Genomic DNA, 15,141 nt, shown 5'->3' with positions numbered 1-15,141 from the left:
CCACCAGGCCGAGCCTGGCGCCCTCGGCCGCGAAGGCCAGCGCCGTGGACGCGCCGATCCCGCTGGCAGCCCCGGTGATGAGCACGCGCCGGCCGTCGAGTCCCAGGTTCATCGGACCGCCACCCGGGTGCTGATCAGGGAGACCGGTCCGGCCGATCGCACCGTCCAGGAGGTGCGGGGCGGGATCGCGAGCGACAGCCCGGGCCCGCCCTCGTGCCGCCCGCCGTTCACCTCGAACTCTGCGCTGCCATGCAGCAGGTGCAGCACCTGTGCGTGGCCGGCCTGCGCCTCCTCGGTGACAGTGTCACCACCCGGGAGGTCCAGCAAGGCGAAGGAGTGCCAGTCACCGGTGAAGTACGGGCGCAGGTCGACGGTCGCGCGGCGCACGCCGTCGGCGTCCGGCAAGATGGCCGGGACGTTCAGCCGGGCCGGTTCGGCCGCCCGTCCCTCGCCCGGGAACACCTCGATGACGAAGAAGTGCATCTCCTCGTCGGTGCGGTTGGCGATGGAGTGTGCCGCCCCGATCGGCGTTGTGATCAGGTCGCCGGGGCCGGCGTGCAGTTCGACGTCGTTCATTGCGACCACGGCCTGGCCACGGACGATGTAGTAGATCTCCTCGGTGCGCATGTGCACGTGCTCGCCGACGGAGGCGCCGGGGGTGAGGACCACGTACTCGACGCAGTTCCACTCGCCTTCCAGGTGCATGCCGTTCATCAGCATCTTCCACCGGCACACGCCCTCGCCGCCGACCTGGCGGTGGGTCGTTGCCAGACCACTGGTGTCATTGATGATCGGGCCGAACGGGGACCGCTCGCCGCGGACGATCGTCGCCATCACGCCACCTCGGCGGTGATGGACTCGATGCCGAGGCGGACGACGGCCTCGGGCACCTGGGTGATCTGGGCGCCGCCCGGGCGGTGCGGCTTGCCGAGTCCCTCCAGCAGGATGAGGTCGCGGGTGCCCTCGGTGCCCCTGACGTAGCCGCGCTTGTTGTCGAGCGAGATGGTGCGCAGCACCCCCTCCAGGGTCACCCCCGCGGGCAGCACGGTGGGCGCGCCGTTGAGGACCAGCAGCTCGCGGTGCGCGGCCTCCTCCTGGGCGGTCAGCAGGCCCAGCTCCGTTGCGATCCGGGCGGCCGCGAGCATGCCCAGGCCGATGGCGTAGCCGTGGCGCAGCTCGCCGCCGGTGAGCAACTCGGCCGCGTGGCCGATGGTGTGGCCGTACTCCAGGACGAGGGCGTCGCCGCGCTCGTGCAGGTCGTCGCGCATCACGGCGGACTTCGCGTCCACGCACAGGTCGATGAACCAGGCGAAGTCCTCCGGGGTGTACTGGGCATCGGCGCGCAGCCGGGCGGCGACCTCCTCGTACCGGTCCGGCACGATGCCCAGCACGTTCTTGATCATTTCGCAGAGCGCCGAGCGGATCTCGTCCGCGGGCAGTGTGCGCAGGAAGTCCAGGTGGTTCCACACGAAGACCGGGGCGTGGAAAGTGCCCAGGTGGTTCTTGCCGACGCTGGAGTTGACCGCCTGCTTCAGGGAGAGCACCGAGTCGGACATGGCCAGCAGCGTGGTCGGGATGTGCACGAGGCGCAGGCCCCGGAAGACCAGGGCGCTGAGCAGGCCCGCCATGTTGCCGACCAGGCCGCCGCCCAGGGCGATGATGACGGAGCGCCGGGTGACCCCGGTCGGGATCAGCTGCTCGGCGAGGGAGTTGACCACGTCGAGGCTCTTGGCCTTCTCGTCGGCCAAGACGGGCAGCACCGTGGTGGGCGCGACCTCGCCGGCGCACCGGGCGATCTCGTCGATCTGCTCCTCGGACAGGCCGGAGTCGGCGACGATCACGAATCGGTCGGCGTCGAGGCCCTCCAGTCTGCGCGTCAGGGCGCTCAGTGACGTCGGACCGTGTCCGACGGAAAACCCGTAGCGCACGCCGCCGAAGCGGATTTCGCGCTCGCTCACGGTCATAACTTCGGCCAACAGAGACACAACTTCCCCATTCACTGGTTCGAACTTGCGTTGGGCGGCTGAGCAACTCGCTCCGGGTGCGGCCGCGGCCAGTCGTCGCCGGATGGCACGCCATCTCCCGGCTGGTGGCGCTGACCGTAACAACGCCTGGCAACGCTTGGCAAGGCAATGCCAACACCCAACCATCCCGCCGACGCACCCAAGCTCGACTTTCACACCGCTCCAGTCTTGACTGTGCGCGCATGCACTCATCTATGCAGGCAGAGGCGTTTGACAACGCTGGGCATCAACCACTTGCCAGGACTTGGCAACCATGGCAATGTTCCGCTCCGGACGGGGGATCGCACCGCCTGATGAGCCACACGGCAGGAGGTACTTAGGGTGACTGAGCAATGGGGTCGCATCGTCATCGACGTCGATCGCGACACGGACATCGACGGAGCGGATCTGGTCAGGCGCTTGGTCGACGGCACGGTGGCCGTGGTGGTGCTGCGCAACCTGCTGCCGGAGTCCCTGTTCGACGCGAACAGGGAGCGGCTGGCGCCGGTCTTCGGCCAGGCGTCGACCACGCGGTACAGCAACGGCAGCCTCACCACCATCGGCCCGTACCTGGCCAAGCATCTGCACGAGCCGGATGCCTACTTCGCCGAGGCGCAGAAGGCCAACGAGTTCACCGAGTCCATCGGCGTCGACCTCGGCGCACGGACCCGTCAGCGGCTGGCCGAAGTACTGGGCCTGAAGCGGTTCGACACCGCGTTCGAGGCCGACGGCCGTAGCTACTCCCAGCAGAACGTACGGATCTACGCGGACAACATCCGCACCCCCCTGCACAACGACAACATCATGCGCGACGCCGCCGGCACCGGACTGGCCCTGGCCGAACTGCGCCACCAGCTCAGCTGCGTGGTGTGCATCCAGGAGTGCGAAGACGGCGGCGAGCTGCGCATCCACCGCAAGCGGTGGTCCGAGGAGGACAACGAGTACAAGATCGTCGGCGGCCTCGGCTACGACGAGGCGGTGACGGGCGACGCTCCGGCGCACGAGTTCAAGCCGCGGGCCGGGGACGTCTACCTGCTCAACCCCACGTACTACCACTCCATCGAGCAGGTCACCGGCTCCGACCGGATCACCATGGGCTTCTTCTTCGGCTTCTACGACGACGAGCTCGCCGAAGCCGTCTCGTGGATCTGAGCTCCGGAGGACGGGACATGAGCGAGAACATCCTGGTCATCGGATCCGGAGACCAGCACTTCCGCGAGTACGCGCTGCGCGGTCTGGCCGGGCGCCACCGCGTCCTGCTGATCGCCCAGGCTCCCCTGGCCTGGCAGTCGCGGTACGTGGCCGACCACCGTGAGGTCGAGCTGAAGGACCGGGCGCAGGTACTGGCCGCGGCCAAGGAGCTCGCCGCGCTCCACGACGTGGCCGGCGTCCTCACCTGGGACGAGATGCAGGTCCGGGTGGCCGCGGAGGTCGGCGCCGAACTCGGCGTGGCCACCATGCCGGTCGAGGCGGCGCGGGCCTGCCGCGACAAGGCCCGCCAGCGCGAGCGCTTCCAGGCGACGGGAGTCGCCTCGGCCCGCCACCTCCTCGTGGGCTCCGTGGCCGAGGCAGTGACCGCGGCCGACACCATCGGCTACCCCGTGGTGCTCAAGCCCCGGGGCCAGGCCGCGAGCATCGCGGTGCGGATCGTGCGCTCCGAGGCCGAGCTGCGGGAGACGTTCGCCCTCGTCCGCGACGCGGAGAACCCGTCCATCGAGGACCGCCTGGTCCTCGTGGAGGAGTTCCTGGCCGGCCCGGAAATCGCCGTGGACAGCTGGGTGCTCGACGGCAGGGTCGTGCCCTTCTCAATCTCCGCCAAGCGCACCGACTACCCGCCGTACTTCGAAGAAGTGGCGCACGTCGTCGGCAAGGTCCTCGACGCCAAAACCGAGGCGGCGGTCCGCGAGGTGGTGATCGCAGCGAACGAGGCCCTCGGCATCGACCGCGCCGTCACCCACACCGAGCTCATGCTCACCGCCGACGGGCCCAAGGTCGTCGAGGTCAACGGCCGCCTCGGCGGCGACCTCATCCCGCACCTCGCCGAGATCGCGGTTCCCGGCCTGTCGATCGGCGGCGTCCTCGGCGCCGTCGCCACCGGCCGCGCACCCGAGCCGATGCCGGAGCCGGACCGACTGGTCGGCATCCGCTTCCTCTATCCCGCGTCGGACCTGGCGTTCCACGACATCGAGGTCCCGGCCGGACTCACCGACGAGCCGTGGGTGCACGAGGTGCGGCGGGTCAGCGAACCGGGCACCGAACTGCGCCTGCCGCCGAGGCAGTTCCTCGGCCGCGCGGGCTTCGTGATCGCGACCGGAGACACCGTCTCCGACGTGGACGAGCGACTGCTGGCGCTGGCGAACAAGGTCTCGCTCGCCGGCACCCCCCTCGTCGACCAGAAGAACCAATGACAACGCACGACGATTCCATTGACAGGGGCAGGCAGATGGCGAAGGCGGTCATTTTCGGCGAGTACAAACTCGCCCGGATCCTTCCGGGGCTGCGAGCACGCGGCATCACGGACGTAGTGGTGTACTCCGCGGTGGACTTCGACGGCTTCGACGTTGAAGTCAGGCGCCTCGGCCTCGACTGGACCGCCGCAGACGTCCTGGAGGTCCTGGCTGAGGAGCAGGCGGACGTGGCGATCGCCAATCCGTACGCCCACGGTCAGGAACAGCTCCCCCTCGCGTACGGCGAGGCCGTGGCCAAGTGGGACGGCCACTTCCTGGCTCATCCGGCCGCGTTCGCCGAGGTCGCCTGCGACAAGGTGGCCCTACACGAGACGGCGGTCGCGCGCGGCTGGCCGGTGCCCGAGGGGGCCGTGTGCACCGACGCCGGTCAGCTCCGCGCGGCCGTGGAGCGGCTGGGCTTCCCTGTCGTACTGAAGGAAGCCCTGTCGCAGGCGGGCGACGGCCGCTTCTTCGTGGAGTCGGCGGCCGACCTGGACGCGGTGCTGGTCGGCGAGCCGAGGCTGCCGGTGATCGTGCAGCGCTTCCAGCAGGGCTTCGAGTGCGGGGTCGAGGTGATCAGCTCCGGCGGCTCGCACGTGCGCTGGCCGGTCGCCTCCCTGGGCAGCCTGGACACCGGACTGGACCCCTCCTTCCGGGCCCGGGCCATGCCCTTCGCGCTGCCCGAGCGCGCCGCCGCCTCCCTGGACCGGCTGATCCGCGACATCGAGCAGAACCTGGTCCCGTACGGACCGTGGCAGATCGACTTCGCGGTGGTCGACGGGGACCTGTGCCTGCTGGAGATCAACGCCCGGCTGGGCGGCCTGTCCGACCTGGACTCCGTCGCCACCGGCACCGATCCGCACTCGGTCTTCGTCGCAGTCGCCGCGGGCGAGGACCTCCCCGAGGTCACGCAGCGCCTGGTCGCGATCGAGCTGCCGTCCACCGAGGTCCCCGGCAACCCGCTGCCGGCGGAGCCCGAGGGCAGCGACCTCATGATGGTCACCGCCCGCACGCCCACCAACCGGTGCTTCGCCGACACCGACCACATGCAGGTCATCGTCACCGTCGCCGATGCCGAGGCCACCAAGAAGTGGATCACCGAGCTGCACGGCGCCGGCCTGCTGCGGTGCCCGACGGACAGTGCCTTCGCCCAGTTGGACAAGGCTCTGTCCACGTTCGAGGAGGACCGGCGGTGAGGGTACTGATCGCGGGACTGGGCGAGAAGAAGGAGTTCGGACTGCGCTCCCTGCGCGACGCCGGACACTTCGTCGGGGTCATCGACCTCGCCCACCGCATCCCCGTCAGCCTGGTGGACTGGTGGCGGGCCGGCGACCGGTTCTCCGTCGAGTCGATGCTGACCGCCGCCCGCTCCGCCGACTTCGCGTGGGACGCCGTCCTGTGCTGGGAAGAGCTATCCACCGACCTCGCCCGCGAGGTCGCCGCACAGCTCGGCGTACCGGCCACCCGCATGCCCGCCGGCCACTTCCGGGACAAGGGAGTCATGCACGCCCGCCTGCGGGAACTCAGCCTTCCGACCCCGCAGCTCGGCGTAGCAAAGGACCTTGCCGAATGCGAGCGGCTGATCGGCGGCCGGTACCCGGCCGTCGTCAAGCCCACCGACTACGGCGGCAGCGGCGGCGTCAAGATCGTGCCCGGCCCGGACGACCTGCCGGAGGCCTTCGCCTTCGCGATGGGCGCCGCGCGCACCGGCCGGGTGGCGGTCGACCGCTACGTGTCCGGCACCGAGTACAGCGTCGAAGCGGTCACCTGGGACCCGGGAAAGACCGAGATCATCTCGGTCACCGAGAAGCACCTGAGCAGGCCGCCGTACTTCGCGGAGGTGGGCCACGTGTCGCCGGCCGTGCTGCCCGACGCAGACCGCGAGCAGCTGGAGCGGGAGACCTTCCGCGTGCTCGACGCCCTCGGCATGGAAGCCGGCGTATCCCACGCCGAGTTCCGGATGACGGCGGACGGCCCGGTGCTGATGGAGGTCGCCGGACGGCCCGCGGGCGACCAGATCCCGCAGCTGGTGGCCCTGGCAACCGGATGGAACCTCTACCTCGCGGAACTCGGCGCAGCCGTCGGCATCCCTGTGTCCCCGAAGGCACCCTCGGTGGAGCGCGCCGCCATCAGGTTCTTCAACGGTGACGGCGAGACGCCCTTCCGGCACCCGGTGACCCTGGACGAAACGATCGTGCCGCCGTTCTCCGAGGTACTGCACGAAATCTGCTACTTCGAGCCCGAGGGTGCGGTCACCGACGCCCCGCGCGGCATCGGAGGGCGCAACGGGCACGCGGTACTGGCCGGCTCGCATGAGCAGGTCGCCGAAGCCTTGCACCTCTTGGACAACGGCGTCCCGGTCTACCAGGGCGACGACTAGCCGAGCCTTCGGCCGGCGCCGCCCGCAGCGGCGGAGCCGGCCCGGGCAAGCAGGGGAGAAGAAGTACGTGCTGAACATGGAAACCGCGCCGAGAACGGCACCCCCGCCCCGCCGGGGCCTGTGGCGCAACTACGACTTCCTGAAGCTCTGGTCCGGCGAGACCGTGGCCCAGATCGGAGCGCAGGTCACCCAACTCGCCCTGCCCCTGCTGGTCCTCGGGGTGCTGGACGCCGGCGCCTCTGAGGTCGGCCTGGTGACCGGCATGCAGCTGCTGCCGGCCCTGTGCGTGACCCCGCTGGCCGGTCTGCTGATCGACACGTGGGACCGCCGCCGGATCCTCCTGAGCGTCAACCTCGGGCGCGCCCTCGCCCTGGCCGTGGTTCCGGTGCTGTACTTCGCCGACGCCCTGTCCATCCCAGCGCTGTGCGCCATCGCCTTCGTGGTGGGCGCCTGCACCGCGGTGTTCGAGGTCGCCTACATTGCGTACCTGCCGGTCATCGTGCGGCAGGACGACCTGGTCGAGGCCAACAGCAAACTGCAGGCCTCGTACTCGGTGTCGCAAATCGGCGGCCCCGGCCTCGGCGGCCTGCTGACCAAGTCCCTCGGCGCCTGGTTTGCCATCCTCGCCAACGTCGCATCGTACCTGGCCGCCTTCGTCGTCCTGTACCTCATCCGCCACCGCGAGCCCGCGCGCACGGGGAACACCGCGGCGAACCGGCCCAGGTTCAGCGACATCTTCACCAGCTTCGGCCTGCTCTGGCGCCACCGGGTGTTGCGCGTCCTCACCTTCCAGGCGGGCTGGTTCAACTTCTGCGAGCAGGCCGTCATGACCCTGTTCCTGGTGTATGCGGTGAAGGAACTGCACATGGACGCCGGCGGGGTCGGCACCGTCCTGGCCCTGGGCGCCCTCGGCTCCCTGCTCGGCGCGATGGCCGCCAAACCGCTCGGTGACCGCCTCGGCTTCTCGTCCACCCTGGTCGTGTCGATGGGCGTGGCGTCCAGTGCCCCACTGCTGCTGGTCCTGACCGGCGGCTCCGACTGGTCCAGCTTCCTGCTCGCCGTCCTGGCCTTCGGCATCTACGGCTTCGGCCTGACGATCTACAACGTCCACGTCGTCGCCTTCCGGCAGTCGGTCATCCCGCTCGATGTGATCGGCCGAGCAACCGCCGCCTACCGGATGCTCACCTACGGCCCCTTCCCCCTCGGCGCGCTGATCAGCGGCGTCCTGGGCGAACGGATCGGCCTGTGGAACGCGATCTCGACCATTGCGGTGATCTCCGTCATCGGATGGCTGGCCTTCGCCCTCGTCGGAAGGAAGTCCCTGGGCTCGGCGGAGCACACCGAACAGACGAGCTGACAAGACATCTCTGGCATCAACCACCAACTGGGAGGCTTCACATGACCGTCAACACCGACCGCTACCCGCTGTGGGAATCGCTCGTCCAGCCCAGCCGCTACGGGCGGCCCGAGGTCCACGGGATCGGCTGCGAAGGCAACCGGGTCCACTTCGCCGACGGCACTTCCGCCCTCGACGTGATGAGCGGCCTGTGGAACGCCAACCTCGGCTACGGCAACAAGGCCGTCACCGAGGCCATCACGGACTGCCTGAACACCGCGTCCTACCTGCCCCTCTTCCGCGGCGGCCACCACCTCGCCGAGCAGGCCGCCCGCGCGCTGCTGGGCGTCAGCGGCCCCGACCACTTCGGCCGCATCCTGTTCTCCACCTCCGGTGGCGCCGCCAACGACGTGATGATGAAGCTGGTCCGCCACTACCAGGCGCTGCGCGGCGAAGCCAACCGCGACGTGGTCGTCGGCCTCAGGAACAGCTGGCACGGCCTGACCTACGGCAGCTTCGCCCTGACGGGCCAGCCGCTGGGGCAAGACGTCTACCGCATCGACCGCAGCAAGGTCCGTCACGTCAGTCACGAGGACGTCACGGAACTGGTCGAGCTGCTGGCCAGGGAAGGTGACAAGATCGCCGCCGTCATCCTGGAACCGGTCCTCGGCACCGGTGCCCACCCGGTCTCCGACGAGTTGCTGGGCGCCATCGAAGACCTCCGCGCGCAGTACGGGTTCCTCGTGGTCGCCGACGAGGTCGCCACCGGCTTCGGCCGTACCGGCAGCTACTTCGCCTCCCAGAACTGGCCCTTCAAGCCCGATGTGATGATCACGTCCAAGGGCCTCACCAACGGCACGTGCGCCGCCTCCGCCATCGTCGTCTCCCACGACGTATGCGAGATGTTCGAGCGCACCGACGCCGTCCTGTTCCACGGTGAGACCCAGGCCGGCTCGCCCACCAGCTGCGCCGCCATCATCGCCACCATCGCGGAAATGGAACGCCTCGACGCGGTCGCCCTGGCGCAGAAGCTCACCCTGAAGCTCGATGCCCTCCTGGAGGAGATCTCCTCCCACCCGCTGGTCGTCGAAACCCGAGGCCTCGGCTGCTTCCGCGGCATCCAGCTGTCCGTACCCTCCGACGTCCTCACCGCGGCGTGCCGCCGCCGCGGCCTGATCGTCCAGCCGGGTACCGACTTCATCATGCTCGTCCCGTCGCTGACCTACACCGCCGATGAGTTCGAGGAGCTCGCCAGCGGCCTGCGCGCCGCCCTCGACGAGATCTGAGAACCGCCCGCTCGCGGTACGAAACGCCTGGAGGCTCCACACCGGTAGCGGTGTGGAGCCTCCACAGGCGTTCGTGGCCATGTGGCACGTCGGCCGTGTCGACGGGGCGCCGACACGGCGGAACCGGGTGTCAGCCGGCTGCGGTGTGCTCCAGGGTCTCGGCCAGGACCTGCCAGATCTCAGCGGCCAGGTCGAGGTTCGCGGCGCGTCGGGCGTCCTCGCCCAACTGCTTGAGCTGGGCGAGCCCTTCCTTCCGGCGGCCCTCCACGATCAGCAGCCTGCTGTCCAGGGTCTGCAGCCGGATCCGGTCACGGTAGTTGAGCATCAGCTTGTCGACGTCGAGCTGGGAGTAGGCCGCCCGGGCTTCGGCGTACCGGCCCTCCTCGAACGCGAGGTGGACCTGCAGCACCAGGATCTCCTGCTGCTGGACCGGCGTACCGACCAGGGCGAACGCCGCCTGCGCCTCCTTCAGGTAGGCGCGCGCGGACTCGGTGGACGGCGGGCTGCCCTGCAGGTGCAGGGAGGCCGCGGCCAGCCGCAGCCGTGCCCACAGCACCGGGGCGACGCGGCTGTCCAGGATGGCCATGGCCTGCTGCAGGAACGCGCGCGCGGCGGCATCGTCACCCTGGCGCGAGCAGACCGTGGCGGCCGACCAGAGCGCTTCGGCGCGCAGGGTCTCCGCCGCCTCCGCCACCAGCTCGACCAACTCTTCGGCATGCGCCCGCGCGTCGGGCAGCCGACCCGCCTCCGCCTCGACGGAGACGAGGGCCAGCAGCGCGTTCGCCTCGTCGGACACGGGCAGGCCGACCTGCTTGGCAACCTGGTGAGCGCTGACGGCGAAGTCGAGGGCGCGGGTGATGTCACCCGCGGCCCGCAGGCAGCGGGCGAGCCGGCTCTTGGACCTGCACTGCAGTGCGGGCAGTTCGAGGTCGTCGGCGATGCCGGTCAGCTCTTCGAGACAGGCCAGCTGCTGGGCGTGGTCGCCGCGCTCGTGCCAGTACCGCTCGATCAGCCACAGCGCCTGCCAGCGCAGCAGCGGGTCCTCATCCCGGCAGGTGGCGAAGACATCGATGAGGTCCTCGGTTGCCTCGCTGCTGTCCGCGGAGGCGGCAAGGCTCAGTGCCTGAGTGAGCGAACTGCTGCTCGGCTGGATGAAAAACGCCGAACGGTCGACGTCCAGCCGCTTGGCAAGATAGGCGATCACCCGTTCCGTGGGGTTCCGGGCACCTGATTCCAGACGCGACAGGTACCCCGTCGAGATTTCGTCGCCAGCCAGTGCGGCTTGGGAGAGTCCTTGCTGTTGCCTCAACACCTTGAGGCGGAGCCCGAAGGACGACTCTGTTGCCATGTGAGTCCTACATTCAAGTCTTCGGATGCGGCCAGCCCCCGTCCGGTCACTTTAGACGCCTGCAGGCGGATTGGCAAACTTACTGCCTGACGTTCTGCCACAACTTTGCGATGAGCGTCGAATATCGATTGACCACGTTGGCAACTTTTGGCAAGCTCAACTGGCAGAAGGGGCCGCTAGCCCCGGATCGATGGCGCTGCGGGGTGTCGACCTCTTGCCCATCTGAACCTTCTCCTCTCACCTCTTTCCGCCCTCAGCCTGTCTGGAGCTGCCATGAGCATGCGTCCCCTTGCCGCATCCGTAGCGATCTTGATTTCCACCTTCGCCATCACCGTCGCCGTCGCGGACAAGGCGCCCATCGACTGGCCGACACCCGGGACCACGGCCGTCGCCGCCCCCTCGACCAAGGCAATCGACTGGCCGACGCCCGCCCCCGCGATCGTCACCGCACGCTCGAACAATGCGATCGACTGGCCTTGACTCCCACATCAAGCTCGGAATGCTCCGGATAAACCACAAGAACCACCGCGACAGACTCGACCCCGACCAACGCCGCCCTTGTTGACCTCGGATACACCTGGGCAGCGGCATGACACCACCGAACAAGGTTGCGGCCCCATGCAACGTTTGCGACCGAGCACGGGGCCGCCAAGCCCTGCTGTCCTGTCCGAGCCGGCACTCAAACCGTACGAAGACTCGCTGGCCGCAGCGGGTCTGTCCAGTCAACGGCCCTGTCTCACATTCGGTGGTGACGGATGGTGATGGTGGTGATCGGTAGACACGCCGGGCGCCGAATCGCAGGTACTTCCCTTGGAGCAGTCGTTCCTGGAGCCGACCGGCTCGTGTAGCGGCCGCCGTCGTGAACTCGGCGTGCTGGAGCAGTNCCTCACCACAGCGCCGTCGCGTGAGTGAAGGCCGAGGTCGGAGCGCTAACTGCACGCTCTGCAACCGACAGCGACCAGTGCTCACGATCCGTTACCACCGAATGTGAGACAGGGCTGTTGATTAGACACTCCCGTCTCCGTGGGTCCCGTGGGGAGTGAGTAGTAGTGCTTGGTCAGGTCGTCTTTGGTGGTGCGTGTCCTTCGGGTTGTGTGTCGCGTTGAGGGTGTGTGACTCCGGACGAAATGGCTGCGGTGCGTGATGAGTTGGTGGCGTTTGCTGCGGAGGTGTTCGAGCCGTTTGCGCGCAAGGACCAGCGCCGGTGGGGGCAGGTCTACCTGCGGGGACTGCTGACCGACGGCAAGCGCAAGTCGGTCGAGCCGATGGCCGCTCGCCTCGGGGAGGACGGGAACCGGCAGGCTCTGGCCCACTTCATCACCACCAGCCCGTGGGATCCGGCCCACATCCGGGCCAGCCTGGCCTGGAGGATGGAGACGGCGATCCGCCCGACCGCGCTGGTCTTCGACGACACCGGCTTTTTGAAGGACGGCACTGCCTCGGCGTGTGTGTCGCGGCAGTACACCGGCACCGCGGGCAAGGTCACCAACTGCCAGGTGGGCGTCTCGCTGCACCTGGCCTCTGATCATGCCTCGGCAGCGGTCAACTGGCGGTTGTTCCTGCCCCGGACCTGGGACCCCGCCTCGCCGGAAGCTGACCCGGGCAAGATCGCCCGTCGTGTCACTTGCGGCATCCCGGAGGATGCCGGGCACGTGGAAAAGTGGCAGCTCGCCCTGGACATGGCCGATGAGACTCGTTCCTGGGGGATCGATGTGCCGCTGGCCATCGCGGATGCCGGATACGGCGACGCCGCGGCCTTCCGTCTCGGCCTGAACGCACGGGGCATGCGCTACGTGGTGGGCATCTCCACCACCCTGTCGGCCCAGCCCGAAGACGCGGTTCCGGTGGCCGAGCCGCACTCCGGGACCGGACGGCCACCGGTGCCGAAGTACCCCGAGCCTCCGCGTTCGGTGAAAGAGCTGGTCATCGCGGCGGGCCTCTGTCGCGGCTCGTTCAATCTGATCGGTGTCCGGGGTGTTGAGCTGGTCTGATCAGTTGGCTGGTTGAGGTTGGCGGTGTGGTCTGTGTTGGCGAGGGGCTTGACGGTGCTTGCGGGCTGGGGTTGTGCGGGGTCTGTGAGCTGTGGGTTTCCTGCTTCGGGGTGGCCGTAGGTCCGTTGGGCGGTTCTATTGGTTGGCCGGTCAGTTTCGTTGGGCGGCTGTTGTAGCTGATCAGGGGTGTGGATTCGTGGATGCCGAGGGTGGTCAGGAGGTGTTGCTGGTGGGGGTGGAGCTGGTTCCAGGCGTGCTGCTGGGTGCGGATCCATTTCGTGGTCGTGCCGGGGAAGGCGTGGCCGGCGGTGTGGTGGGTGTGGGCTTGGTGATAGCTGTGGTTCCAGGAGGCCCGCCAGGGTGGGTTCCACCACGGGCCGAGTGCGGTGAGCTGTGTGTCGTGGGGCCAGGGCCGGCCGGTGCGGCGTAGGTGGGCGATGGCGCGTTTGCGCTGCTCGTACAGCCACCAGCCCAGGGGGAATCCGTCGTGTTCGGTGGTGTAGTGGGCGGTGCCGAGTCCGCCGTGAGTGTGTGCGTAGGAGCGGGCGTAGGGTAGGCCGCCGTCGATGGATGACGAGACGGTTGTGGGGCGCGACCGGCTGGCGCCGGTTCTGCGGCGCGTGCGTGTTTCCTGCTGGGGGCGGGCGGCGTGTGCGTCCTGGGGTGTTATGCCGAGGCCGGTCAGGAGTTCCTGTTGGCCCGCGTGGAGGTCGTCATAGTTGATGCACTGGGTGAGCAGCCATCTGGTGGCGGCTGGAGGGAGTCCGGGGAAGCCTGCGGCCGCGTTCAGAGCGTGGCCGTGGATCTCGTTTCTGACGGCATGGTAGGTGATTTGCCATGGTAGGCCCCAGGATGGGTTCCACCATGAGTCAAGGACGTCGAGGGCCTCGGCACGACGGTGTCGTCGCCCAGTTTTTCTGAGCGGTTGCTGTGGCTGCGAGCTGGGGTTTCTCAGTTCCTGTGGGTGATGTTCGCGATGCCCTGGGGGCTCGCGGGGTGTGGAGCTGGGCGGGGTGGTGTTTGTCTGACCTGCGCATACGCGGGTGTGCGCAGGTTGATCGAGCGTTGTGCAGTTTCAGTGATCTGCTACTTGGCGAGGCCGATCAGGTGGTGTCGGGGTTGGTCAGTTCGTCGTGGGTGAGGGTGACGCGGGTGGCTTTGCCGGCTTTGCTGGCGGTGGTGGTGGGTGGCAGGACTCGGACGTGGATGAAGTAGACGCGGACGCCGGTGAGTTCGGTGTACGGGGGCCAGGCGTCGGGGGTGCCATCGGTGGGCAGGTCGAGGAGCTTGTCGGTGATGTTGTAGATGACGAGGTAGGCGGTGTGCTGGCCGTAGTCGTGGGCGTACTTGAGGATCTGGTGCACGCCTTTGACGAGGTAGCTCTTGCCGCGGCTGCTCCCGTCGAAGATCTTGCCGTCGCACACCAGGGGGTCGCGGCCGTCGAGTTCTCCGACGAGGTCTGCTTCGCCGGAGGCTGAGCGGGGCTTGGCGTGGGTGATGTGGTTGCCTTCGAGGAAGAGGAAGCGCTGCAGGTCGAGGTTGTAGACCTCTTCACCGTTGGGCCGGTCAGCTTCGAAGCGGGCGTAGAGCTCTTCGCGGTCGAACCATTCGATGCGGGTGCGGTAGCGCTCGAGGGTGTGCAGGATGCTGCTCTCGGCGCCGACGCGTTCGCTGAGGAAATCGAAGAAGGGCTGGAGGATGTCCTCGGCGAACTCTCGCCAGCTGTCTTGGATGTTTCTCTTGTTGCTGTAGCCGCTTGCGATGCGCCAGCCGGAAGAGGGGTTTGTTGCCTCGCCTTGGGCGATGTCCTGCATGAGTCGCCAGATGAGGGTGGCGCGTCCTTCTTCGGTCTGGCTGCACCAGATGAACTGCAGGTCGCCGTCCATGCCGGCGCGGAAGCGCTCGTAGTCGAGATCTTGTTCGGCCTGGGCGGCTTCTTCGAGGAGGCCTCGCAGGGCTGGTTGGCTCTTGATCCAGGTGACGGCGAGGTGGACTTCGTGGCCGGCGCTGGAGAAGGGGGCGGTCATGAGTTTGCGGAGGCGTTCGCGTACGGAGACTTGGAGGCGCTGTTGGTACTTCACCGGAAGAGGCCTTTCAGAGCTTGTGTGATCTGCTGCTGGACGGCGTCGCCGGCGTTCTGGGCGCTGCCGGTCTCGTCGACCAGCCAGATCTGGGTGTAGCAGCAGGGGCAGGTCACGGCGGTCTGGGCCACGACCTCCGAGTAGCGGACCCACATCAGGTAGCCGCAGGCGGGGCAGGCCGTTTCGAGGTCCGCGCTGAGGAACTGTGTCGCGAGGGATTCGCCCATGGCGGGATTGTTCCGTATGGGTCTGACAGTGGCGGTGTTGTC

The 15,141-nt window shown here is 68.3% G+C and carries 12 protein-coding genes and 1 pseudogene; 8 read left to right on the top strand and 5 right to left on the bottom strand.

Annotated features, from left to right (window positions below):
• Positions 1 to 108 precede the first annotated feature (108 nt).
• Together QCN29_RS34940 and QCN29_RS34935 are read right to left on the bottom strand one after the other, a co-directional pair.
• Positions 109 to 834 (bottom strand): cupin domain-containing protein, encoded by a 726-nt coding sequence (locus QCN29_RS34940; protein ID WP_279933221.1) that lies wholly within the window; start codon positions 832 to 834, stop codon positions 109 to 111.
• Complete coding sequence (locus tag QCN29_RS34935) at positions 834 to 1,958, bottom strand: 2-deoxy-scyllo-inosose synthase (RefSeq protein WP_279933220.1); 1,125 nt, start codon at positions 1,956 to 1,958, stop codon at positions 834 to 836. The genes QCN29_RS34940 and QCN29_RS34935 overlap by 1 nt, the downstream gene beginning before the upstream one ends.
• Before the next feature lie 387 nt (positions 1,959 to 2,345).
• On the opposite strand from QCN29_RS34935, the gene QCN29_RS34930 reads away from it, so the two are divergent.
• From QCN29_RS34930 to mpaD, 6 genes are all read left to right on the top strand, one after another.
• On the top strand, positions 2,346 to 3,155 hold the full coding sequence (locus QCN29_RS34930; RefSeq protein ID WP_279933219.1) for a 2OG-Fe(II)-dependent halogenase WelO5 family protein: 810 nt from the start codon (positions 2,346 to 2,348) through the stop codon (positions 3,153 to 3,155).
• A 17-nt stretch (positions 3,156 to 3,172) separates the two neighbouring features.
• The gene (locus tag QCN29_RS34925; RefSeq protein WP_279933218.1) at positions 3,173 to 4,411 is read left to right on the top strand and encodes an ATP-grasp domain-containing protein; all 1,239 of its coding nucleotides are present in this window, start codon (positions 3,173 to 3,175) and stop codon (positions 4,409 to 4,411) included.
• Positions 4,412 to 4,446: 35 nt separating this feature from the next.
• The gene (locus QCN29_RS34920) at positions 4,447 to 5,646 is read left to right on the top strand and encodes an ATP-grasp domain-containing protein (RefSeq protein ID WP_279933217.1); all 1,200 of its coding nucleotides are present in this window, start codon (positions 4,447 to 4,449) and stop codon (positions 5,644 to 5,646) included.
• Positions 5,643 to 6,830: an ATP-grasp domain-containing protein gene (locus QCN29_RS34915; protein ID WP_279933216.1), complete on the top strand. Its 1,188-nt coding sequence runs from the start codon at positions 5,643 to 5,645 to the stop codon at positions 6,828 to 6,830. The genes QCN29_RS34920 and QCN29_RS34915 overlap by 4 nt, the downstream gene beginning before the upstream one ends.
• A gap of 76 nt (positions 6,831 to 6,906) precedes the next feature.
• Positions 6,907 to 8,187 (top strand): MFS transporter, encoded by a 1,281-nt coding sequence (locus QCN29_RS34910; protein WP_279933223.1) that lies wholly within the window; start codon positions 6,907 to 6,909, stop codon positions 8,185 to 8,187.
• Between the two features lie 41 nt (positions 8,188 to 8,228).
• Positions 8,229 to 9,452 carry a daptide-type RiPP biosynthesis aminotransferase gene (mpaD, locus tag QCN29_RS34905; RefSeq protein ID WP_279933215.1) on the top strand — a complete coding sequence of 408 codons (1,224 nt, stop codon included), beginning with the start codon at positions 8,229 to 8,231 and terminating at the stop codon, positions 9,450 to 9,452.
• Positions 9,453 to 9,582: 130 nt separating this feature from the next.
• Here mpaD and QCN29_RS34900 read toward each other — a convergent pair whose 3' ends face one another.
• Entirely contained in the window at positions 9,583 to 10,800 is a 1,218-nt protein-coding gene (locus QCN29_RS34900; protein ID WP_279933213.1) for a helix-turn-helix domain-containing protein, read from the bottom strand.
• A 273-nt stretch (positions 10,801 to 11,073) separates the two neighbouring features.
• On the opposite strand from QCN29_RS34900, the gene QCN29_RS34895 reads away from it, so the two are divergent.
• A complete protein-coding gene (locus QCN29_RS34895) occupies positions 11,074 to 11,280 on the top strand; it encodes a hypothetical protein (RefSeq protein ID WP_279933212.1) in 207 nt (68 codons plus the stop codon).
• A gap of 647 nt (positions 11,281 to 11,927) precedes the next feature.
• Positions 11,928 to 12,737, top strand: a pseudogene (locus QCN29_RS34890) (IS701 family transposase); the annotation flags it as partial.
• Positions 12,738 to 13,894: 1,157 nt separating this feature from the next.
• Here the strand turns inward: QCN29_RS34890 and QCN29_RS34885 are convergent.
• Both QCN29_RS34885 and QCN29_RS34880 read right to left on the bottom strand, forming a co-directional pair.
• Positions 13,895 to 14,872: a hypothetical protein gene (locus QCN29_RS34885; RefSeq protein ID WP_279933209.1), complete on the bottom strand. Its 978-nt coding sequence runs from the start codon at positions 14,870 to 14,872 to the stop codon at positions 13,895 to 13,897.
• The gene (locus QCN29_RS34880; protein ID WP_279933208.1) at positions 14,869 to 15,099 is read right to left on the bottom strand and encodes a hypothetical protein; all 231 of its coding nucleotides are present in this window, start codon (positions 15,097 to 15,099) and stop codon (positions 14,869 to 14,871) included. The genes QCN29_RS34885 and QCN29_RS34880 overlap by 4 nt, the downstream gene beginning before the upstream one ends.
• Positions 15,100 to 15,141: the final 42 nt, after the last annotated feature.

Origin of the sequence: Streptomyces chengmaiensis, from assembly GCF_029846775.1 — a bacterium.
Lineage (GTDB): Bacteria > Actinomycetota > Actinomycetes > Streptomycetales > Streptomycetaceae > Streptomyces > Streptomyces chengmaiensis.
The sequence above is the reverse complement of the archived record's forward strand: the minus strand, read 5'-3'. Positions and strand labels throughout refer to the sequence as shown.